The 20,325-nt window shown below is 61.7% G+C and carries 20 protein-coding genes and 1 tRNA gene; 16 read left to right on the top strand and 5 right to left on the bottom strand.

Features of this window, described 5'->3' with window-relative positions:
- Nucleotides 1–171 precede the first annotated feature (171 nt).
- Entirely contained in the window at nucleotides 172–1,212 is a 1,041-nt protein-coding gene (locus NKH97_RS22785; protein ID WP_352750515.1) for an RluA family pseudouridine synthase, read from the bottom strand.
- 28 nt (nucleotides 1,213–1,240) lie between these two features.
- Between NKH97_RS22785 and NKH97_RS22780 the strand changes: the two genes are divergently transcribed.
- The 3 genes from NKH97_RS22780 to NKH97_RS22770 all read left to right on the top strand — a co-directional run bounded on the left by NKH97_RS22780 (nucleotide 1,241) and on the right by NKH97_RS22770 (nucleotide 2,245).
- Complete coding sequence (locus NKH97_RS22780) at nucleotides 1,241–1,624, top strand: fimbrial protein (RefSeq protein WP_013529257.1); 384 nt, start codon at nucleotides 1,241–1,243, stop codon at nucleotides 1,622–1,624.
- Between the two features lie 48 nt (nucleotides 1,625–1,672).
- Nucleotides 1,673–2,080, top strand: a complete 408-nt coding sequence (locus NKH97_RS22775; RefSeq protein WP_023810974.1) for a VOC family protein — start codon at nucleotides 1,673–1,675, stop codon at nucleotides 2,078–2,080.
- Nucleotides 2,081–2,170: 90 nt separating this feature from the next.
- Nucleotides 2,171–2,245: transfer RNA gene (locus NKH97_RS22770), tRNA-Glu, on the top strand.
- Nucleotides 2,246–2,350: 105 nt separating this feature from the next.
- Here the strand turns inward: NKH97_RS22770 and NKH97_RS22765 are convergent.
- A complete protein-coding gene (locus NKH97_RS22765) occupies nucleotides 2,351–2,908 on the bottom strand; it encodes a Swt1 family HEPN domain-containing protein (protein ID WP_352750512.1) in 558 nt (185 codons plus the stop codon).
- Between the two features lie 31 nt (nucleotides 2,909–2,939).
- The gene (locus tag NKH97_RS22760) at nucleotides 2,940–3,566 is read right to left on the bottom strand and encodes a DUF5343 domain-containing protein (RefSeq protein ID WP_352798838.1); all 627 of its coding nucleotides are present in this window, start codon (nucleotides 3,564–3,566) and stop codon (nucleotides 2,940–2,942) included.
- 179 nt (nucleotides 3,567–3,745) lie between these two features.
- Between NKH97_RS22760 and NKH97_RS22755 the strand changes: the two genes are divergently transcribed.
- From NKH97_RS22755 to NKH97_RS33340, 4 genes are all read left to right on the top strand, one after another.
- Entirely contained in the window at nucleotides 3,746–4,078 is a 333-nt protein-coding gene (locus NKH97_RS22755; RefSeq protein WP_352750509.1) for a hypothetical protein, read from the top strand.
- Between the two features lie 217 nt (nucleotides 4,079–4,295).
- A complete protein-coding gene (locus tag NKH97_RS22750) occupies nucleotides 4,296–4,877 on the top strand; it encodes a VOC family protein (RefSeq protein ID WP_352442033.1) in 582 nt (193 codons plus the stop codon).
- Nucleotides 4,878–4,899: 22 nt separating this feature from the next.
- Nucleotides 4,900–5,757, top strand: a complete 858-nt coding sequence (locus NKH97_RS22745; RefSeq protein ID WP_352750507.1) for a glutathione S-transferase family protein — start codon at nucleotides 4,900–4,902, stop codon at nucleotides 5,755–5,757.
- 377 nt (nucleotides 5,758–6,134) lie between these two features.
- Nucleotides 6,135–6,515 (top strand): UCP034077 family protein, encoded by a 381-nt coding sequence (locus tag NKH97_RS33340; protein ID WP_502897089.1) that lies wholly within the window; start codon nucleotides 6,135–6,137, stop codon nucleotides 6,513–6,515.
- A 10-nt stretch (nucleotides 6,516–6,525) separates the two neighbouring features.
- On the opposite strand, the gene NKH97_RS22730 is transcribed toward NKH97_RS33340, so the two are convergent.
- Entirely contained in the window at nucleotides 6,526–6,738 is a 213-nt protein-coding gene (locus NKH97_RS22730; RefSeq protein WP_023810978.1) for a hypothetical protein, read from the bottom strand.
- Nucleotides 6,739–7,056: 318 nt separating this feature from the next.
- Between NKH97_RS22730 and NKH97_RS22725 the strand changes: the two genes are divergently transcribed.
- Nucleotides 7,057–7,971: a DUF2865 domain-containing protein gene (locus NKH97_RS22725; RefSeq protein WP_128305018.1), complete on the top strand. Its 915-nt coding sequence runs from the start codon at nucleotides 7,057–7,059 to the stop codon at nucleotides 7,969–7,971.
- A 124-nt stretch (nucleotides 7,972–8,095) separates the two neighbouring features.
- Nucleotides 8,096–8,332 (top strand): hypothetical protein, encoded by a 237-nt coding sequence (locus tag NKH97_RS22720; protein WP_013529265.1) that lies wholly within the window; start codon nucleotides 8,096–8,098, stop codon nucleotides 8,330–8,332.
- Between the two features lie 73 nt (nucleotides 8,333–8,405).
- Here NKH97_RS22720 and NKH97_RS22715 read toward each other — a convergent pair whose 3' ends face one another.
- On the bottom strand, nucleotides 8,406–8,756 hold the full coding sequence (locus tag NKH97_RS22715; protein ID WP_027037074.1) for a hypothetical protein: 351 nt from the start codon (nucleotides 8,754–8,756) through the stop codon (nucleotides 8,406–8,408).
- A 190-nt stretch (nucleotides 8,757–8,946) separates the two neighbouring features.
- On the opposite strand from NKH97_RS22715, the gene NKH97_RS22710 reads away from it, so the two are divergent.
- The 7 genes from NKH97_RS22710 to phoB all read left to right on the top strand — a co-directional run bounded on the left by NKH97_RS22710 (nucleotide 8,947) and on the right by phoB (nucleotide 20,195).
- A complete protein-coding gene (locus NKH97_RS22710) occupies nucleotides 8,947–13,506 on the top strand; it encodes a PAS domain-containing protein (RefSeq protein ID WP_352722438.1) in 4,560 nt (1,519 codons plus the stop codon).
- 509 nt (nucleotides 13,507–14,015) lie between these two features.
- Nucleotides 14,016–15,044: a PstS family phosphate ABC transporter substrate-binding protein gene (locus NKH97_RS22705; RefSeq protein WP_023810982.1), complete on the top strand. Its 1,029-nt coding sequence runs from the start codon at nucleotides 14,016–14,018 to the stop codon at nucleotides 15,042–15,044.
- A gap of 95 nt (nucleotides 15,045–15,139) precedes the next feature.
- The gene (gene pstC, locus NKH97_RS22700) at nucleotides 15,140–16,606 is read left to right on the top strand and encodes a phosphate ABC transporter permease subunit PstC (RefSeq protein WP_127295148.1); all 1,467 of its coding nucleotides are present in this window, start codon (nucleotides 15,140–15,142) and stop codon (nucleotides 16,604–16,606) included.
- On the top strand, nucleotides 16,603–17,919 hold the full coding sequence (gene pstA / locus NKH97_RS22695) for a phosphate ABC transporter permease PstA (RefSeq protein WP_352798837.1): 1,317 nt from the start codon (nucleotides 16,603–16,605) through the stop codon (nucleotides 17,917–17,919). Before pstC ends, pstA begins: the two co-directional genes overlap by 4 nt.
- Before the next feature lie 17 nt (nucleotides 17,920–17,936).
- Entirely contained in the window at nucleotides 17,937–18,755 is an 819-nt protein-coding gene (pstB, locus tag NKH97_RS22690) for a phosphate ABC transporter ATP-binding protein PstB (RefSeq protein ID WP_013529271.1), read from the top strand.
- Between the two features lie 26 nt (nucleotides 18,756–18,781).
- Nucleotides 18,782–19,489: a phosphate signaling complex protein PhoU gene (gene phoU / locus NKH97_RS22685; RefSeq protein WP_127413489.1), complete on the top strand. Its 708-nt coding sequence runs from the start codon at nucleotides 18,782–18,784 to the stop codon at nucleotides 19,487–19,489.
- 16 nt (nucleotides 19,490–19,505) lie between these two features.
- Nucleotides 19,506–20,195 carry a phosphate regulon transcriptional regulator PhoB gene (phoB, locus tag NKH97_RS22680; RefSeq protein WP_010911896.1) on the top strand — a complete coding sequence of 230 codons (690 nt, stop codon included), beginning with the start codon at nucleotides 19,506–19,508 and terminating at the stop codon, nucleotides 20,193–20,195.
- The last annotated feature ends 130 nt before the right edge of the window (nucleotides 20,196–20,325 follow it).

Raw genomic sequence — 20,325 nt, 5'->3', positions numbered from 1 at the left:
TGGAGTGATGCCCCCGAAACGCGGCGGGCATGTGACGCGAGCACCAAAAGGCTCGCCCGCGACATCAGATCTTATACAGGAACAAAACCAGAAAAGACAGGCATTTGTTCAACACGAAACAGTGTGTCATGGTGAAGTGAACAATGTCAGTCAGGTTTTTTGATGGCGAGTTCAGAGCTTGCGGAAGCCGCTGACGAGTTCCTCCATGTCCCTCGGTAACGGCGCCTCGAACCTCATCGTTAGATGGGTAGTGGGGTGGCGAAATGCAAGGAGCCAGGCATGCAAAGCTTGCCGGGGAAATGCCTTGACCTGACTTTTCAAGGGTTCGGGCAGCCGGTTGCCCTTGGTGCGGAAGGCCTGGCCATAATCGGGGTCGCCGATCACCGGATGGCCGATATGTGCCATGTGGACCCGGATCTGGTGGGTGCGGCCGGTCTCCAGCCGGCATTCGACCAAGCTGGCCGTGGCGAACTCCTTTTGGCTCTCGCCGAAACGCTCCTGCACGGCGAAGTGGGTGACCGCATGGCGGGCGTCGTCGCGTCCTTCCGGCACCACGGCACGGCGCACCCGGTCGGCGGCGCGGCCGAGCGGCGCGTCGACCCTTCCGGTCGGCCTCTGCGGTATCCCCCAGACCAGCGCCAGATAGGCACGTTCGAGATCGCCGGTCAGGCCGTGATCGGCGAAAGCCTCGGACAGTGACTTGTGGGCGCGGTCGGTCTTGGCGACCACCATGACGCCGCTGGTCTCCTTGTCGAGGCGGTGGACGATGCCTGGCCGCCGGACGCCGCCGATGCCGGAAAGGCTGTCGCCGCAATGATGGATCAGCGCGTTGACCAGCGTACCGGTCCAGTTGCCGGCGCCGGGGTGCACGACAAGCCCGGCCGGTTTGTTGATGACGATCAGCTCGTCGTCCTCATAGAGCACGTCTAGCGCGATGTTCTCGCCCTGCGGCTCCGCCGGCTCCGGCTCCGGCATGGTAACCGACACGCTTTCGCCCGGCGCCATCTTGCGCTTGGTCTCGTCGACAGGCTTGCCGTCGACCGAGACCGCGCCCTGCCTGATCAGCATCTGCACGCGGCTGCGTGATATGTCCGGTCCAAGGCTTGCGGCCAGCCACTGGTCGAGGCGCAGGCCGGCCGCATCCGCGCCCGCCACCAGCACGGTCGGTACCGCCTCTATCAATTCGGGGGCCTCTTCGCTATGAGCGCTCATTGAAAAACCGTTCCGGAACTGTTTTGCCATGGCCAGCCCGATCGCCGAAGAAGACCAGGATAAGCCGCTCGACCCCGAGGTCGAAAAGGTGCGCAGGAAACTCGTCCGCTTCGTCGGGATCAATCTCGGCCTGCTGTTCCTCGCCCTTATGGTGGTGATCGGCGCCCTTGTCTACAAAGCGCGCAATGCACCGCCGGCGAACCCGCCGCTGGCCGGCGATATCCAGACACCCGCCGGCGAACCGGTCAGCGGCGACATCGTGCTGCCGGTCGGGGCCAAGGTGGTCAGCCAGTCGCTGTCCGGCAATCGTGTCTCGATCGATGCCGAGCTTGCCGACGGCAGCCGCACGATCTTCGTCTACGACATCACCGAGCGACGCCTGATCGGCCGCTTTGCGATCCGCAACAAGTGACCGAGCCGCAACGATGAACGGCAGCAGGCCAATGAGCAAGCCTCAGGGATGAGCGGGTTCGCCGAGCATCGTCGCGTCGCCACGGTCGCCCTGGTCGTCGCCAACTATGACGAGGCGATCGCCTGGTATGTCGAGAGGCTGGGGTTCCTGCTCGTCGAAAATGTCGATCTCGGCGGCGGCAAGCGCTGGGTCACAGTGGCGCCGGCCAACGGGCAGGGCGCCAGGCTGCTTCTGGCCGAGGCTTCCGACGAGGCACAGAGCAAAAGCATCGGCAACCAGACCGGCGGGCGTGTCTTCCTGTTCCTGGAAACCGACGACTTCGCCCGCGACCACGCGGCGATGCTGGAGAAGGGCGTCGAATTCCGCGAAGCACCGCGCTTCGAGCCCTATGGCACGGTGGCTGTTTTCGCCGATCTGCATGGCAATCTCTGGGATCTGATCGAGCCGAAACGATAGGCTGACGGCCGGCTTTTCCTCGGCAAGGGAAAGCGGCCTAACCCCAGTTGCTTTTTCCCAGCGCTCAGCCTATATCGCCGGTTCTTGAACGCGCCCATCGTCTAGCGGTCAGGACACCGCCCTCTCACGGCGGGAACAGGGGTTCGATTCCCCTTGGGCGTACCAAGGATTTTCAAGCGCTTGGCTATCCTGCGTTGCCTTCCGTTCGTCGGGGAATGGGTCGAAATGTGCAACAAGAGTGGGCGATTGCGGTTCGCGAGGTTTCCTGAGTTAGCTCATAATTCGGAACCAATCACGCACGGTTAGTTGCAATCGTACAACTTCGTCCTCGGCTAGCGGAGAGCAGTGCGCAATTGGATTTCTGAGAGCGTTCAAACTAGCCATGACCTTCTCGACAGCCTTCTTGCTATTGAAGATCGCACCTCCAAAAATATCCCAGTTTACGGTGATGAGGCCCGACAGCTCACCAAAGGTCGTATAATCCAGTTCGTCTTCGGAGCGCCGCGTCACGCCAGCGTCAATTTCCTTCTGGATTCTGTTGGCGACCTCGGTCTGTATTGCAGGTGGTACTCGTGCCGAACTCCACCACGAAGGCGAGCCATGAGCATCTTCGATCACCTTCGAGACTAGCTGCCGTATCGACTTCTCTAGCGAATAGAACACCGCATAGTGCCGACCCATCTGGGCGGCTTCAGCTCGTACCGCCATGTCAAATTGCGGATAGTAAATATCGTCCCCTGGCTCGTCCGATTTAGTTGTGTGTCCCAACTCTATTGCATAGAATTTCTCGATCTTCGATAGGTCCTCGACTAGCATCTGGTTGGACATACCAAAAGCTTTAATCTCGTGAAGAGCCGACTTAATCATTGTTTGCCAACAAGTGCTCTTTTAGACTCTTAAAAATAGCATTAAAGACAGCTTGGTCGGATGTGGCTGGCAAGTTCAAATTAATGGTGTACGAAAGATTCAAACCGAGGCCGGCTGCGCGACTGCCGCCGGCCTCTGCTAGGGGCATCTTTGCAGTATTAACCGCAATTTCATGTGCTGAATCGTCGCCCGTCTCAAAATCTGCGAAAATCTTAAGATTCTTTAGTGTGTACATAGTCAACTTTGGAACAGGACTTTCAGCAGAGGCCCCAGTGACTTGTAGAATTAACGCCAAGAGATCCTTGTCACTAAGGTCGTAAAAATATTCATTCGCGTCCGTCAGCGCCTTGTAGCCAAACCGTATGGCATCAGCCGCAGCCTTCTTTGAAGCGCCTCCGCGAAACCGTCGGTAGATATCGGTTGGCGATCCATCTTTTCCCACAAATCCAATCTTCTTGAGGAATGACAGCATCGATGCACCGCTTCCACCCTTGAGTTGCAGCTTAGTTGCAACAAAATCACCCGTTACACGTTCTGGCGTAGCGGCGCTTTTTAGTTTCTCGAAGGCGTTAGTTATTGATCCTGGAGACGGCAGATAAGGTAAGAGGGCTTCAGCCACGATTTTTCTCCAGAATGTTGGACGATCTAGTCTACACGTAAAGAGTCACTTGGCAATAAACGGAGGCGTCGCGTAATTGTCTTTAGCGACTGGGGCGCAGGAATAAGGATTTGAGACCCCTTGGGCGTACCTGCCATGTGATGCTTGCGCCGCACGGCATGTTGCAGCAAGTTGGCTGCATGAAACAACTGGCCTTGGCGCTCCTCGTCTCCGTGTCCCTGGTTGCCCAGTGTGGTCCGTCCTTCTCCAAAGATAGGAAGATCACGGGCACCATTCGAGGTTTCGAATGCGGCGACAATTGTTACCTGACCATCGTCGACCGCAAGAAGGCCGAGCAGGTCGGCCTGTGTTCCGCCCCCGAGTGCGAAAGCTGGAACGAGCAAACCGTGATGCCGTCCCGCTACAAGGGAAAACGCGTGACGGTTACAGTCGGGCAAGGGCAGCAGGTCGATGACAGCGGCAACGTCATGGGAGAGATGATGTCTTTCACGAGGATCAGATTTCTCGACTAGCGTGCTTTGAGGCAATTCACTTTCGATCCTAGGCCACGAATCTCCTAGATCTCTCCACCAATCTTCCGATTCCTGGCCGCGTTCGTGGCTTCTGGCGCAGCGGCGCCGATTGCATTAGCATCGCGTCATGGGTCCTCGGGCACGGCTCCAGCGGCGCGCAGAACGCCGGGTGCCGGCAAGATCCGGACGGGCAGTCGATGCCTCGGGAGGGAGACCAATGCAGAAGCTGCAATCGCAGGGCGTCCATCACATCACGCTGGTCGGCGCCGGGCGCCAGACCTCGATCGATTTCTGGGAAGGCGTGCTCGGCATGCCGTTCATCTTCGAACAGCCCAATCTCGACAAGCCGAGGGAAAGCCACCTCTATTTCGATCCCGGCGACGGCCGGCTGATCACCATCTTCACCGACGAGAGCTGCACACCAGAGAAGCGGCGCACGCCGACCGATCCGGGTTGTGTCCACCACATCGCCTTCTCGGTGTCGCGCGTCACCTTCCTGCAGGCGGTCGCCCGGCTCGACGAGCGCGGCATCAAGCACAGCGGCGTGAAGGATCGCGGTTTCATGGATTCGATCTATTTCGAGGATCCGCTCGGCCTGCTGGTCGAGTTGGCGTCCTACCGCTTCGAACCGCCAGCGGGCTTCACCCATGCCGATGTGCTGATGGAAGCGCACAGGCTGCGGGTCGTGCGCGGCGACTACAACATCGCCGAAGTGCATCTCGCCGATGCGATCCAGGCGCTCGTCGAGCGTTCCCGCGCAACCTTGTCGGAGGACCGGGCAGCGAAGAACCCATACTGAACAGACCAGAGGGAGGAATAAGATGGCCAAGACAGCGACGAAGACTGCCGGGGAATCCGCGGCCAAAGCTGCCGCCAAGCCGGCGGCGAAAGCTGCGGCAAAGCCAAAAGCCAAGGCGGCCGTTAGGCCTGCGGTGAAGGCGACGGGAAAAGCCGCGCCCAGGGCCAAGGCCAAGCCGGCCAAGAAGCCGGCGCTGAAGCTCAGCATGCTGAAGCCCAGCGTCAACAACATGACCGTGCGGGTGTTTGCGCGCGCGGCCGGTTTCGACCATGCCGAGACGGATGCCTGGGGCCACACCCGTTCGCCGGAGTTCATGGCGCGAAACCCGGCCCATTTGACACCGATGATCGAGGACAAGAGCCTCCCCAGAGGCGTGCTGTGGGAAAGCTGCGCCATCATGCAGTATCTCGCCAACAAGCACGGACTGGAGAAATTCTATCCGAAGGCGCCGGCCAAGCGGGCGATGGTCGACAGCGCCATGTTCTACCTGATCGGCACGCTCTACCCCTATGTGGCGCGCGCCACCTACCCGGCGCTCGGCTTCCCGCATTATGCCGGCGAGGTCGGCCACAGCGACGCGCACCCCGACAGGAAGTCGGAGGCCCAGAAGGCGGCGATGGCCGCGATCGCCGAGCCGCTGGAGGTCTTCCACAGCTTCTTCAGGGACGGCAAGCCGTTCATCGGCGGCAAGCATCCTTCGATCGCCGATATCCGGCTGGCGGCGACGCTCGAATTCCTGGCCGTCGTCGACTATTCCTTGCCCCGATGGGCGAAGGACTATGTGGCGGCGATCGAGAAGACGCTCGGCAAGGCCTATAGCGAGCCGGCCGGCGACGTGCGCGGCTATATCGCGCATGTGAAGTCGCAGGCCAAGGCCTGAGGTTAAGGATGCGTTAACCAAAGCCCTGTCTACTGCGGGGCAATTCGCTTTCGGCCCGCGACCACGGATGTACTGGCGCAGAACGTCGTAGCGATAGGAAAGGTCGGCGCAATGCCGGCCTTTTTGCTTTCGCACGCGGTCTCTTTGTTCAACGCAATTCCCAAGGGAAGCGCCATGCGCTTTCCCCGGGAAAACCGTTTCACACTTTTCCTGGAATTGCTCTATCGCCGGGCGCGATCGAGCAGCGATCAGGCCACGCAAGCCTCGGCCGCTGTCGCTTTTTTGGCGTCAACTTTTGCGGAGAGATATTGTCATCGCCGGCGTTGACCCTACCATCCATTTCGGCAGTCCGGCATGGATTGTCGGTCAGGCGCGAAATGAGGGCTGGCGATGAAAAGCGTTGCGAAGCGGGTTGCGGTTGTGGGTGTGATGCTGCGAGTGCTGTTCATCCTTCAAATGCGGCTGAACTGAACACAATGAACGATGTCGGGACCGCCATTCAGGCATGCTGGACACCGCCGGCGGATGCCGGAACCGCCAGCGTCACCTTGAGCTTCAGCTTCAAGCGGGACGGCACGCTAATCGGCCCACCGAGGCCGACAGCCATCAAGGTGGAAGGCGGTGCCATGGCGAAGAAATCGTTTGTCGACGCCGCGACAACCGCCCTGCAGAATTGTCTGCCCCTGACCTTCTCAGCGAAGCTGGCGCAAGGGATCGCCGGCAACGTGTTCACATTGCAATTCGCTTCTCCAAAATAGGCGCTGCCGCTCAGTGGTGACTGCGCCTTGCCTCGGCATGCCGGGCAAGATCGGGCGTCTCGAAGACGTAGTCGCTCCAGGCTGATTCAGGAACCTGGCCGGCCAGATAGCATTCCAGCAACAGGCTCTGCTCGGGATTGAGTGGCCTTGGCGCGCGCTGGTCCAGCCCCAGCGAGTGAAACAGGTTTCTTGTCAGGTCCGAGACGGTGAAGTGGATCGACATCTGCAATCTCCCTTTGGTCCTTCAACGCGGAAGGCCCGGCAAAGGTTTCGAACGCCTGGCGATAATGGCGCATTGATCTCGGTCCGTTGCGTTGCAAATCCTCGGCCACGGTCAGGCTTGCGCTTTCTTTCGAGGTTCGTCTCAATCTTGAAATAAAAATGTAATATCGAATTTACATGAGGTAACGTAGTACAATAGACAATAGGTCCTTCAGGTTGAAACTCTTTAGATTATTAGAAATTACTCATGTAGCTGAAGCTTGCTGAAGTCATGGGCTCTAAATTCCAGGTTCTCCGCAAAAAGGACCAAGTTGTCCCGATGATCCGTTTCTGGCCTTCCATGGTGATCGCATTTATTTCACTGGCGGCAGTTTTGTTCGGTACGCTTTCGTCCTACGCGGACAGCTGCGGCGCGATCAGAAGCCAGTTGCTTTCGGCTGGCCGCAGCGGCGGGGCAAGCCCGGAGCTTGCCCCGTTGCGCCGGCAACTTGCAGCCATCCAGACTATCGAGAGACAGCGCCAGTGCACGGCGAAAAGTTCGCTTGGTGGTCTCTTCAACGCCTGCGCCGATCTCGCCAGGAGCCGCTCGGATGTGCAGCGCCGGATCGCTGCCGCCGGGAATTCGGGCCGCGACACAGCGGGCCTGCAGGCGCGCCTCGTCGCGCTTGGCTGTGCGCCTTCAGCAAAGCAACGGCCTGTGCGCGCCGCGCCCAGCACCCAATCGGCGACCACCACGTTCGCCGGCAATGCGATGCTGTTTTGCGTGCGTCTGTCGGACGGGTATTTCTTCCCGGCGCCAAAGTCGCAGTTCGCCGCCAGTGGCGATCTTAAGGAGACGGTCGATCAATGCCGTTACATCTGCGATGACCCCAGCGTCGACCTCTACACGTTGAGCGACGCCAGCCTCGAAACCGACCAGATGACCGCGCTCGACACGCGCAAACCCTATACCGAGCTGCCGGCAGCCTTCAGATATCGCGATGATGCGAATTTCAAGGCATGCGACGTCAAGCGCTACTACCAGCGGGTCACCGAACTGCGAGCCAGGACCGTGACGCCCGCCAACATGCGCAACGCCATTATTCCGCTGCCGACGGCGAAGCCGGATCTCGGCACGGTTGCGGCCGTCGCCGGGATCGATGCCGAAGCCCCAGGTGCGGCCCAGCACCTTTCGATCGAGGCCGGCGAGCGGCCGGTGCGCGTGGTCGGCCCGGCATTTTTCCCGGCCGAATGATCGCCGGTCTTCCCCGATCGGCGATCACCGGTGGCGGCGTGCGTGCTGCGATGCGGTTGCGCGATCCCTCTGGAACAGAGGGGCACTCACGGCGTTGTGATCGACATCAGCCGGGAGGAACGCCGTGGCTACGTTCAGGGAAATGCGGGTGCTGGAGATCGTCGAGGACGACTCGCTGACCACCGAACAGAAAATCGCCGAACTGCGCGAGATCGAATCCGAGGCGCGTGGGTTGCAGCGGGCTGCCTCGGAGGGTCCAATGGACGACGATGACGGTTGGCAGGAAGATCTGCGTCAGGTTCGTCTTGCACTCGACAAGCTCGGAGCGAAGGAGCCGAAAAAAGGCGCTGCTTCCCTGTGAAGGCCGGGTAACCGAGCTATCCGCGGATCGCGTTTTGTTTGATCGAATCCCGCTTTTAGAGACCCGCTCCAATCTAATCACAGACCATGCGAGCTCTCTTGCCGGGCTCGCTGACGTTCCTGCAGGTCAGCGGCTTCGCCGGCGCCGATAGGGACGCCGACGCAGGCAACCTCGTCTGGTGCCGTCTCGGTGCGGCATGGCTGACCTTGCGCTCGGAAAAACGCCGGGGTGGCTGCGGCGCCACCGGAAAAGCGCCGTTTTCGACCTCGGATTGGCCGTAGTCGACATTCGGTGGCGGCCGATCCCAGATGCGCCGGACATCGAGCGGTCTCGGGATGACGACCGTGCCGTCATAACTGCGAGAGCAACCGCCGCCGAAAAGCAGCGCCAGCCCCATGAAAAAAGGCACAATCCGTCCAAGCATCAGCAATACCCCTGCCGTTGCTTATATAGCGGGTTCGACCCTGCCGACAACCGGGCGGATGAAGCAGACCCTGCCGCCCAATCCTGTCTAACCAACCGTTAAGGTTAGCGGATCCTTAATGCTTCTCGGGCACATTCCGCCGACGAACCGCGGAGGAGGGTTCGGCCTTGGTTTTCGGGGTGGGGACGGCATGGCGGAAGCGAACGAAACAATCGGCGCGCGCGGCAAGCGCGAGCCTCGCAGATCCACTGCGCATGGCGATGATGCATCATCGTCCGCCTCTTGCATGGATTCGAACGATGCGCTTCGCCAACTCGTTGAAGCCGGTTCCGACTGGATCTGGGAGACCGACGCCGAACTGCGCTTCTCCTGGCTTTCGCAAAACTACCAGGCAGCCACTGGCACCGATCCGGCAAACGTGCTCGGCCGGTTCCGCTTCGACTTCCTCAACCAGGTCCTTAACGGCGATCGCAGTGGCGCCGCGCATCTGGAGGATCTGCAGGCGCACCGGCCTTTTCGCGACTTCGTCTACGAACTCAAGGGTGGCAACGCCGACTGTCGCTGGGTCTTGACGTCAGGCTTTCCGAAGTTCGACGACGAAGGAAGATTTGCCGGTTATCGCGGCATCGGCCGCAACGTCACGGCACTGGCGGGCGCCTTCAAAGATCCGGGGCCGGGACCATCGGCCTACGGCGAGCCCGACCAGCATCTGGCCGACCTCGAGCGGACCATGGACGCCATGCATATGGGCGTCGTGCTTCTCGATGCCAGGCTCGACACGCTGATCATCAACAAGGCCTATCGCGACCTCTCGAGGATTCCGGACGGCGCTGTTAGCGTCGGCGCTCCGTTCAGCCTGTTGATGGAGCTCAACCGCCGCAGCGGCATCTATGGCGACATCGACGAACAGCAATGGCAGCGCTACCTCGCCACCCGCCTCGACGAGATTCGCGCCGGATCCGTCGCGCCGCGCGAATTTGTCCATGCCAACGGCAGGACGATGATGTTCTCGGTGACGGCGTTGTCCGGGGGCAGGCGGCTGCTGACCTATTATGAGGTTACCGAGATCAAGCAGCGCGATGCGGAGATCAAAAGCGCCAATGCCAAGATCGCAGAGACCTTCGCCAGTCTCCGCACCATGGTCGACCAGATGCCGATCGGTGTCCTCGTCCTCGACGCCAATATGCGCGCGGAGATCATCAACCGTGCTTTCTATGATTTCTGGCAGATCGACGCCCGGCGCGCCGAGATCGGCTGCAGCTTCCGCGATCTGATGGACGCCAGCCGCGACATCGATCCGTTTGGTGCCGACGATGCATCATGGCAGCGGCATGTGGCAGAGCGCGAGGCGGAAATCAGGGCCGGGATCGCCGCCTCGCGGCAGTTCCCGCGCAATGACGGCCGCACCCTGATCTCGTCGATGGCGCCGCTGGCCGGCGGCAAGCGGCTGATCTCCTATGTCGACGTCACCGACATGAAGGACCGGGAGGCCGAACTTGCCGACGCGCTGGAGAAGGCGCGGCTGGCGGAGGCGGTGATCAACGCCGTCAAGGATCCGATCTTCGTCAAGGACGACCATCTGCGCTTCGTCTTCGTCAACGAGGCGTTCGCCGCTCTGTTTGGCCAGACGCCGCAAGCCATGCTCGGCAAGCCCGGCGGCGATTTCCTCCCGGCGAACGCTGTCGCGCTTTTCGAGCAGAGCGAAGGTGAGGTCCTTGCGACCGGGCGGCCGTACGAAGTGGAAGAGAATTTCGAGGTCGATGGCGCCAGCCGATCGCGCATCGTGAGGAAGAGCCGCGTCGGCATGGCCAGCGGCCGCGACTATGTTGCCGGCTTCCTGTTCGACATTTCCGACATGAAGCGCCGCGAGACCGAGGCGCAGGATGCGCGCAAGCATCTCGCCAGCGTTCTGGAATCCTTGCCGGCCGCCGTGATCATCTACGATAGCGACGACAGGTTCGTGTTCGCCAACCGCAAGATCCAGGATACGCTGCCGGCCTTGAAGCCGGCATGGCAGCCCGGCTGCACATTCCGCGAGGCACTCGTTCTGGGCCATGCGAACGGCTATTTCCGCAACAGCGGCGATCCACAAGTCGACCAGCTCTACGACAGCGACCATGACCGCTGGCTGGATGCGATCCTCGCCCGCTACCGCTTGCCCAATTCCTGCTACGAGCGTCATAACCCCGACGGCCGCTGGTACCAGGTCTACGACATGCGGACCGATGATGGCACCTTCATCGGTGTTCGCGTCGACATCTCCGAGATCAAGAGCCGCGAGGCGGCATTGCGCGATTCGATGCGCCAGATCGACCTGTTCCGGCACGTGATGGACGAGTTGCCGGTGGCCGCCTTCATCAAGGCGCAGGACCTGAGCATCGAATTCGTCAACAAGGCCTGGTGCGCGATCACCGGCTTGGCCAAGGAGGATGTCATCGGCCGCACCGACCGGCAGTTGTTCGGTGCGCAGGACGCCGATGGCTACAGCCATGACGACACGCAAGTCGTCGTGACGGGCGCCGTCAAGGAGGTCGAGGAACCCGTCACCCATCGCGACGGTACGGTTCGGCAGTTGATGACGCGCAAGAGCCGCCTGGTGACGCTGGACGGGTCGGTGCATCTGGTCGGTTCGAGCACCGACATCACCGACGTCAAGGCGCGCGAGCGTGCGCTGGAAGAAAGCATGCGCGAGAACGAGGTGTTCCGCAGCCTGATCGACAACGTGCCGGTATCGATCTACGCCAAGCGCTCCGATCTCCGGCAGTTCTATGTCAACAAGGGCTGGTGCGATCTCACGGGCTTCCGCAAGGAAGAGGCTATCGGCAAGACCGACATCGAGATTTTCGGGCCGGATGGCGAGGCTTTCGTCAATGGCGACCTCGCCGTGCTGCGCACCGGCGAAACCCAGGAGGTCGAAGAGACGGTGACGTTGGCCGACGGCAGCGTCAGGCATCAATTCGCCCGCAAGGGCGCGATGATCGCCTCCGATGGCTCGCTCTATTTGATCGGCTCGACCACCGACATAACCGAGCTGAAGATGCGAGAGGCCGAACTGCGCGAGGCGCGTCAGCGCGCCGTGCTCGCCGACCGCGCCAAGTCGGAATTCCTCGCCAATATGAGCCACGAGATCCGCACGCCGATGAACGGCGTGCTCGGCATGGCCGAACTGCTGGCCAAATCGGACCTCGACCCGAAGCAGAAGACGTTTACCGACATCATCGTGAAATCGGGCAATGCGCTGCTCACCATCATCAACGACATCCTGGACTTCTCCAAGATCGATGCCGGTCAGCTGGTGCTCGATCCGGCGCCCTTCAATCTGGCCGAGGCGATCGAGGACGTGGCGACGCTGGTGTCCACACGGGCCAAGGAGAAGGATCTCGAGCTGATCGTTCGTGTCGAGCCTCGGCTCGAGAGCCTGTTCGTCGGCGATGTCGGCCGTATCAGGCAGATCGTCACCAACCTGCTCGGCAACGCGGTGAAATTCACCGATGAAGGCCATGTGCTGGTCGACGTCACCGGCGAGAGCGTTCCAACCGGAACGAAGCTGACGATCTCGGTCACCGATACCGGTATCGGTATCCCCGAGGAAAAACTGAAACTGGTGTTCGAGAAATTCAGCCAGGTCGACACCTCTTCGACGAGGCGACACGAGGGGACCGGTCTCGGCCTCGCCATCACCTCGCGGCTCGTCGAGCTGATGGGCGGCGATATCGGGGTCGAAAGTGCGGAAGGCAAGGGCTCGACTTTCTGGTTCTCGGTGACGCTGCCGAGGGCCGGACAGCAGAACGGACAGCGCATCATGCCGATCGACGTGACCGGTGCGCGTGTGCTGATCGTCGACGACAATGCCGTCAATCGGGCCATCCTGACCGAACAGATGACATCGTGGACGTTCGATTCCTGCGCGGCCGAAAGCGGCGCCGAAGGCCTCAAGGTGCTGATCGCCGCCGCGGCCTATGGCGTGCCGGTCGACTGCGTCGTGCTCGACTACCAGATGCCTGAAATGAGCGGCGCCGAAATGGCGCGGATCGTGCGCAACACCGCCGGTCTTGCCGGCACGCCGATCATCATGCTGACCTCGGTCGACCAGTCGCTCGCCAACACCAGCTATCGCGATCTCGGCATCGATGCCCAGCTGATCAAGCCGGCGCGCTCTTCGGTGCTGCTGGAAACGCTGGTCGCCACCATCCAGCGGCATCGCCACAATACTGGCGACACGCAGCCGCTCGCGGCCGACGCCACTCCAGGCAATGTTGCGCGGCCGCAGCCCTCGGCACCGTCCGAACAGCGGGCGCTGCTGCAGCCGCCTTCGATTCGCCCCCGGCCACCGGTGGCGGCTGGCGGCGACAGGCTGGATATCCTGGTGGCCGAGGACAATGAGGTGAACCAGATGGTGTTCACCCAGATCCTCGGCGAGACCGGTTATGGTTTCGAGATCGTCGGCAATGGCCGCAAGGCGCTCGACGCCTTTGGCCGGCTCAACCCGTGCATGATCCTGATGGATGTCTCCATGCCGGAGATGAACGGTCTCGAAGCAACCGCCGCCATTCGCCGGCTGGAGGAAGAAACCGGCACGCATGTGCCGATCGTCGGCGTCACCGCGCATGCGCTGAAGGGCGACCGCGAGCGCTGCCTGGAGGCAGGCATGGACGACTATCTGCCCAAGCCGATCAGTCCCCGGGCGTTGCTCGAGAAGGTCGAGCGCTGGGTCGGCGCCAGCCGGCAGGCGCAGCGCAACGCCGGATAAGGCCGGCTCTGCCCGAGTGCCGGGAATACGGCGAAGATTCGCGCCCCTGTCAGCGGCCAAGACTATGGTGCGATCGCACCATATGAAAGGCGGCATCCAGCCGAGACAATGGCGACATACGAATTCCGCTCTTCCCAGTTACGGGCGGGAGCAGCGACCGCCGGCATGAGACAGCGTCAACCTACCCCAACGGACCTGTTTTCGGCGATGGCCCGGCCACGACACCGTCTGGCTGAGAGCAACGCGCTCCCGTCCGGCTTTTCTTCATAAAGGCCGGCTGATCTCCAAATCGCCGGCCAGCCTCGACCGAATCGAGCAAGTCCCTGATTCCGGTGACAAAGCCGGGCTGCGTCGGGAGTGCCGGCCAGGCGGCATTCTGCTCATCCCGATGACGCGTTACCGGGGTGACATCAAACTGTCATGCGACTGTTATAATCGAAGGCTATTGGCCTCAGCGGGTGCCGACTGACGAGCGCCGAGAGACCATCTTCCGAACAGGAGCAGGCCACATGAAGAAATTCCTCTATACGGCGTCGGCCGCTGCGCTTGCGCTCGCCGCGACGTCCGGCTTCGCCGCTGCGCGCGACCAGATCCAGGTCGCCGGGTCATCGACCGTGTTACCTTATGCCAAGATTGTCGCCGAGCAGTTCGGCGAAACATTCACCAACTTCAAGACCCCGGTCGTCGAATCCGGCGGCAGCGGCGCGGGCATCAAGGAATTCTGCAAGGGCGTCGGCGAAGACACAATCGACATCGCCAACTCGTCGCGTCCGATCAAGGCGGACGAACTCAAGTCCTGCGCCGACGCCGGCGTGAAAGAAGTCCAGGAAGTCCGGATCGGCTATGACGGCATCGTCTTCGCCACCGACATCAAGGGCCCGGATTGGGCGCTGGTTCCCGCCGACATCTACAAGGCGCTCGCGGCCAAGCTGGTCGTCGACGGCAAGCTGGTCGACAATCCGAACACCAAGTGGAGCCAGGTCAATCCGAAGCTGCCCGACTGGGACATCGCCGCCTACATTCCGGGCGAAAAGCACGGCACGCGCGAAGTGTTCGAGACCAAGCTCCTCGATGCCGGCTGTGACAAGGCTGCTCTCAAGGCTGCCGGCATTGCCGACGACAAGGAAATCGGCAAAACCTGCATCGCCATCCGCAAGGACGGCAAGGCCGTCGACATCGATGGCGACTATACCGAGACGCTCGCCCGCATCGACTCCAACAAGACCGGCGTCGGCGTGTTTGGCCTCGCCTTCTATGAAAACAATGCCGACAAGCTGAAGGTCGCCACCGTGGAAGGCATCGTGCCTTCGACCGAGACGATCGCCAGCGGCAAGTATCCCGTCTCGCGCCCGCTGTTCTTCTACGTCAAGAAGGCGCATCTGGGCGTCGTTCCCGGCCTCAAGGAATATGTCGAGTTCTTCCTTGACGACCAGATGGTTGGCCCGGAAAGCCCGCTCGCCGAATACGGCCTCGTTGCTGCACCGGATGCCGAGCGTCAGGCCCAGCGTGACGCTTTCGCCGCCGGAAAGTCGATGTAATCAGCTGCCGAACCGGGGTGCGGGCCAATCCCGCGCCCCGGTTTCATCGCAGGCCGCAATGGCGGCTGCGTAAGAATTTCTCTTGGGGTGGGTCCATGTCGTCCTTGCTCGTACTGGCCATCGTCGTTGCCGTCGGCCTGGTTGCCTTTTTCATCGGCCGGCAACGTGCCGCGGCCCAGGACAATGGCAAGGTCAAGCCGCATTCGCGCGCCCATTATCATGGCTGGTGGGCCTTCCTGCTCGCCGTTCTGCCTGCTCTTTTGCTGCTTGCCGTCTGGACCGTCGGGTCTTCCATCTATCTGGACCGACACATTCACGCTGCCTTGCCCGAGCGCACCGTCGACAGCAAGGTTGCCAGTGAGGCACTGGACGTCAGCCTGGTAAAGAGCCTCGCCAGGGGCCTGCGCAAACTCGATGCGGGCACACTGGCCGCAATGCCTGCCAGCTTTGCCGAGTTGCAGCCGCTGCTCGCCGCCAAGGGTGTGGCACTGGCGAGCGACACGCAGGATTACATGATCCCGATCGCCGTCGAGGCGAACAAGGTCCAGGACCGGCTCGGCCTGTTCGGCGCCATTGTCATTCTCGTTTCCTCGATCGCCGGCGCCTTCTATGCGCTCAGGCAGATCGAGCCGCGCGCCAGGGCACGCAACAATGTCGAGAGGCTGATGCTGTGGGGGCTGCTTGCCGCCTCCACCATCGCCATCCTGACCACCATCGGCATCGTGCTTTCGATGCTGTTCCAGACGATCACCTTCTTCGAAAGCGTCTCGCCGATGAGTTTCTTCTTCGGCACCGTCTGGGATCCGCGTTTTGCCGCTGCCGGTTCGGGCGGCAGCCAGGGCCAGTTCGGCCTGATCCCGCTTCTTGCGGGCACGCTCTACATCGCCGCCGTCGCACTGCTGGTTGCGGTGCCGGTGGGGCTGATGTCGGCTGTCTACATGGCCGAATACGCAACGCCCAGGGTGCGCTCGGTGGTCAAGCCGGCGCTTGAACTGCTGGCCGGCATACCGACCATCGTCTACGGCATCTTCGCCGTCGTCACGCTTGGGCCATTCCTGCGCGACCTGTCCGCGGCACTGACCGGCGGTTCGCCCTTCATCCAGGGCCAGAGCATCTTCACCGCCGGCCTGGTCATGGGCGTCATGCTGATCCCGGTCGTGTCCTCTCTTTCGGACGACATCATAACCGCGGTGCCGCGCGCCATGCGCGACGGGTCGCTCGGCCTCGGCGCGACCCGCTCCGAGACGATCAAGCGGGTGATCCTGCCGGCTGCACTGCCCGGCATCGTCGGCGCCGTCCTGCTGACTGCCTCGCGCGCTATCGGCGAAACGATGATTGTCGTGCTGGCGGCGGGCGTCGCCGCCAACCTCACCATCAACCCGTTCGAGGCGATGACGACCATCACCGTCAAGATCGTCAACCAGCTCACCGGCGACCTCGAGTTCAATTCGCCGCAGACGCTGGTCGCCTTCGCGCTCGGCCTGACGCTGTTCGCGCTGACGTTGGTGATGAACATCGTCGCGCTCTACATCGTGCGCAAATATCGGGAGCAGTACGAATGACCGACATTTCCATGGATACGATGGTCAGGGCGGCGGCCCATCCGCGCCGCGACATCGGCCTGAAGGCCCGTTACGCTGCCGAGCGCCGATTCCGCATCTATGGCGTCGTGGCGATTTCCGTAGGCCTGGCGTTCCTGGCAATCATGCTGATCACCATCGTCTCGAAAGGCTACACCGCCTTCTGGCAGACGACGGTATCACTGCCGATCTCGTTCGACGAGAAGGTGATCGATCCTTCCGGCAAACGCGCAACCGATCCGAGCGTTCTGATCAAGGCGAATTATCGCAAGCTCGCCGAAAACGCGCTGGTGGCCAAGCTCGGCATCAATCCCGACGACAAGCCGGCGATCAAGCAGCTCAAGGGCTTCCTGTCGGAAGGCGCCCGCGTCCAGTTGCGCGACATCGTTGCCGCCGATCCGTCCGTGATCGGCACGACGCGCGACGTCAACATCCTCGCCGCCGCCAATCTCGACTCGGCTTTCAAGGGTCAGATCGACCTCAGCGTCGAGGAAGCGCGACGCAAGGTCTCGGACCAGCAGATCACCTGGATGAACAAGCTCAAGGCCGAGGGCGCGATGGCCGAGCACTTCAACAGCGGCCTGTTCACCTACGGCGCCTCCAGCCGCCCGGAAACCTCGGGCATGGGCGTGGCGATCATCGGCTCGTTCTATATGATGGTGATCGTGTTGCTCCTGGCGCTGCCGATCGGCGTCGCCGCCTCCATCTATCTGGAGGAGTTCGCCAAGAAGAACCGTTTTACCGACCTTATCGAGGTCAACATCAACAATCTGGCCGCAGTGCCGTCAATCGTCTTCGGCTTGCTCGGCCTCGCGGTGTTCATCAATTTCCTGGGCATGCCGCGCTCTGCCGCCTTCGTCGGCGGCCTGGTGCTGACGCTGATGACGCTGCCGACGATCATCATCGCGACGCGAGCCGCACTTGCAGCGGTGCCGCCGTCGATCCGCTCGGCAGCTCTCGGTCTTGGCGCCTCCAAGATGCAGATGGTGTTCCAGCACATCCTGCCGCTTGCCGCGCCCGGCATCCTCACCGGCACCATCATCGGTCTGGCGCGTGCGCTCGGCGAAACCGCGCCTCTGCTGCTGATCGGCATGGTCGCCTTCGTCGCCGATCCACCGACGACGCCTTTCGATCCGGCCACCGCGCTGCCGGTGCAGATCTATATGTGGGCGAACGAGGCCGAACGCGCCTTCGTCGAGCGTATGTCCGGCGCCATCATCATCCTGCTCGTCTTCCTCATGGCCATGAACATCACCGCGATCGTGCTTCGGCGTCGGTTCGAGCGGCGCTGGTAGAAAAAAGGCATCTTGGTATGAACATCATGACCGAACAGTCCCTTGAAAACGCAGTGGGCGACAAGATGAAGTCGAACGAAGTAATCAAAATGCGCGGCGACAAGGTCGGCGTGTTCTATGGCGAGAAGCAGGCGCTGTTCGACGTCGATCTCGACGTCCGCCTGAACCAGGTGACGGCGCTGATCGGCCCCTCCGGCTGCGGCAAGTCCACCTTCCTGCGCTGCCTCAACCGCATGAACGACACCATCGATTCAGCACGGGTAACCGGCAAGATAACGCTCGACGAAGAAGACATCTACGACAAGAACATCGATGTCGTCGAACTCAGGGCGCGCGTCGGCATGGTGTTCCAGAAACCCAATCCGTTCCCCAAATCGATCTACGAGAACGTTGCCTATGGTCCGCGCATCCACGGATTGGCCAAGCGCAAGGCCGACATGGACCAGATCGTAGAGTCGAGCCTGAAGAAGGCGGCGATCTGGAACGAGGTCAAGGACCGTTTGCAAGAACCTGGCACGGGTCTTTCCGGTGGCCAGCAGCAGCGTCTGTGCATTGCACGCGCCATCGCCGTGTCACCCGAGGTGATCCTGATGGACGAACCGTGTTCGGCGCTCGACCCGATCGCCACCGCTCGCGTCGAGGAACTGATCGACGAACTGCGTCAGAACTATACCATCGTCATCGTCACCCATTCGATGCAGCAGGCAGCGCGCGTGTCGCAGCGCACCGCGATGTTCCATCTAGGCTATCTGGTCGAGGAGGGCGCCACCGACAAGATGTTCACCACCCCCGACGACAAACGCACCCAGGACTACATCACCGGCCGGTTCGGCTGAGCTCAGGCATACGAGGGACGAAGATCATGGGTGAACATACCGTCGCATCTTTCGATGAGGATCTGGAGCAGATCAGCCAGCTGATCCGCGACATGGGCGATCTCGCCCGCTCGATGGTCAGTGGCTCGACCAGGGCTTTGCTCAATTCGGACAATGCGCTGGCGCAGCGCGTGGTTTCCGATGATGCCATCATGGATGCACGCCAGCGCGAGCTGGACGATCGCGCCATCACGCTGATCGCCAAGCGCCAGCCAATGGCCAACGATCTGCGTGCGGTGGTCGGTTCGATCCGCATGGCCGGCGACCTTGAGCGCATCGGCGACCTTGCCAAGAACATCGCCAAGCGCGTCGGCACTGTCGGGCTGAGTGTCACGCCGCACGACCTTTCGCATTCGATCGACGCGATGGCGCAACTGGTGCTGATCCAGGTGCAGGGGGTCGTCGACGAGTACGCCGCCGCCGACCCGGCAGCGCTTGCCACGCTCAGAAACAATGACGAACGCATCGACGTCAAATACACCTCGGTGTTCCGCGAGCTGCTGACCTACATGATGGAAGATCCCCGCAACATCACGGCGTGCACGCACCTGTTGTTCTGCGCCAAGAACCTCGAGCGGATCGGCGACCACGTGACCAACATCGCCGAAAATGCCTACTATGTTTTGACCGGCACGCAGCTGCCAGCCAATCGTCCGAAGCAGGACGAGACGGCAATGTCCGCGCCAGCGGCATAACAGGGGTGACCAGCCGATGATCGCACCACGCATCATGGTGGTGGAGGATGAGGAGCCGCTAGGCGTGCTGCTCCGCTACAATCTTGAATCCGAAGGTTACCAGGTCGAGGTGGTGACGCGCGGTGACGAGGCCGAAATCCGGCTGCAGGAGAACGTTCCCGACCTTCTCGTGCTCGACTGGATGGTGCCGGCGGTTTCCGGCATCGAACTCTGCCGGCGCCTGCGAATGCGCCCAGAGACCGAGCGGCTGCCGATCATCATGCTGACCGCGCGAGGCGAGGAAAGCGACCGCGTGCGCGGCCTGTCGACCGGCGCCGACGACTATCTGGTCAAGCCGTTCTCGACGCCGGAGTTCATGGCCAGGGTCAAGGCGCTGCTGCGCCGGGCCAAGCCGGAAGTGCTGTCCAGCGTGCTAAAGGTCGGCGACATCGTGCTCGATCGCGAGTCGCACCGGGTCTATCGCAAGAAGAGCGAGATCCGGCTCGGGCCGACCGAATTCCGCCTGCTCGAATTCATGATGCGCCACCCCGGCCGCGTGTTCTCGCGCAGCCAGCTGCTCGACAATGTCTGGGGCGAGACGATTTACATCGACGAACGCACTGTCGACGTGCACGTCGGCCGGCTGCGCAAGGCGGTCAACAACGGCCGCATGCCTGATGTCATCCGCACCATCCGTGGGGCGGGTTACGCGATCAGGGAAGACTAGGTGGCTGTTCCGTCCCGATAGATCGTGACCGGGAAAACTCGATTAGCACGTGGTCGCCAACAGCCGCGAAGAGTGGAATGTTGCACTCGTCTCATCGATGGGGAGCGAGCACGTGACGCTTTGGCCCAAA

It is taken from the genome of Mesorhizobium sp. M0870 (genome assembly GCF_040319775.1).
In the GTDB taxonomy this organism is placed as follows: Bacteria; Pseudomonadota; Alphaproteobacteria; order Rhizobiales; family Rhizobiaceae; genus Mesorhizobium.
This window is presented reverse-complemented; position numbering and strand designations above follow the sequence as displayed.

Excerpts from the sequence above, each read along its gene's own strand:
- NKH97_RS22785 (WP_352750515.1), bottom strand. The coding sequence starts at position 1,212 with ATGAGCGCTCATAGCGAAGAGGCCCCCGAATTGATAGAGGCGGTACCG.
- NKH97_RS22780 (WP_013529257.1), top strand. The coding sequence starts at position 1,241 with ATGGCCAGCCCGATCGCCGAAGAAGACCAGGATAAGCCGCTCGACCCC.
- NKH97_RS22775 (WP_023810974.1), top strand. The coding sequence starts at position 1,673 with ATGAGCGGGTTCGCCGAGCATCGTCGCGTCGCCACGGTCGCCCTGGTC.
- NKH97_RS22765 (WP_352750512.1), bottom strand. The coding sequence starts at position 2,908 with ATGTCCAACCAGATGCTAGTCGAGGACCTATCGAAGATCGAGAAATTC.
- NKH97_RS22755 (WP_352750509.1), top strand. The coding sequence starts at position 3,746 with ATGAAACAACTGGCCTTGGCGCTCCTCGTCTCCGTGTCCCTGGTTGCC.
- NKH97_RS22750 (WP_352442033.1), top strand. The coding sequence starts at position 4,296 with ATGCAGAAGCTGCAATCGCAGGGCGTCCATCACATCACGCTGGTCGGC.
- NKH97_RS22745 (WP_352750507.1), top strand. The coding sequence starts at position 4,900 with ATGGCCAAGACAGCGACGAAGACTGCCGGGGAATCCGCGGCCAAAGCT.
- NKH97_RS33340 (WP_502897089.1), top strand. The coding sequence starts at position 6,135 with ATGAGGGCTGGCGATGAAAAGCGTTGCGAAGCGGGTTGCGGTTGTGGG.
- NKH97_RS22730 (WP_023810978.1), bottom strand. The coding sequence starts at position 6,738 with ATGTCGATCCACTTCACCGTCTCGGACCTGACAAGAAACCTGTTTCAC.
- NKH97_RS22725 (WP_128305018.1), top strand. The coding sequence starts at position 7,057 with ATGATCCGTTTCTGGCCTTCCATGGTGATCGCATTTATTTCACTGGCG.
- NKH97_RS22715 (WP_027037074.1), bottom strand. The coding sequence starts at position 8,756 with ATGCTTGGACGGATTGTGCCTTTTTTCATGGGGCTGGCGCTGCTTTTC.
- NKH97_RS22710 (WP_352722438.1), top strand. The coding sequence starts at position 8,947 with ATGGCGGAAGCGAACGAAACAATCGGCGCGCGCGGCAAGCGCGAGCCT.
- NKH97_RS22705 (WP_023810982.1), top strand. The coding sequence starts at position 14,016 with ATGAAGAAATTCCTCTATACGGCGTCGGCCGCTGCGCTTGCGCTCGCC.
- pstC (WP_127295148.1), top strand. The coding sequence starts at position 15,140 with ATGTCGTCCTTGCTCGTACTGGCCATCGTCGTTGCCGTCGGCCTGGTT.
- pstA (WP_352798837.1), top strand. The coding sequence starts at position 16,603 with ATGACCGACATTTCCATGGATACGATGGTCAGGGCGGCGGCCCATCCG.
- pstB (WP_013529271.1), top strand. The coding sequence starts at position 17,937 with ATGAACATCATGACCGAACAGTCCCTTGAAAACGCAGTGGGCGACAAG.
- phoU (WP_127413489.1), top strand. The coding sequence starts at position 18,782 with ATGGGTGAACATACCGTCGCATCTTTCGATGAGGATCTGGAGCAGATC.
- phoB (WP_010911896.1), top strand. The coding sequence starts at position 19,506 with ATGATCGCACCACGCATCATGGTGGTGGAGGATGAGGAGCCGCTAGGC.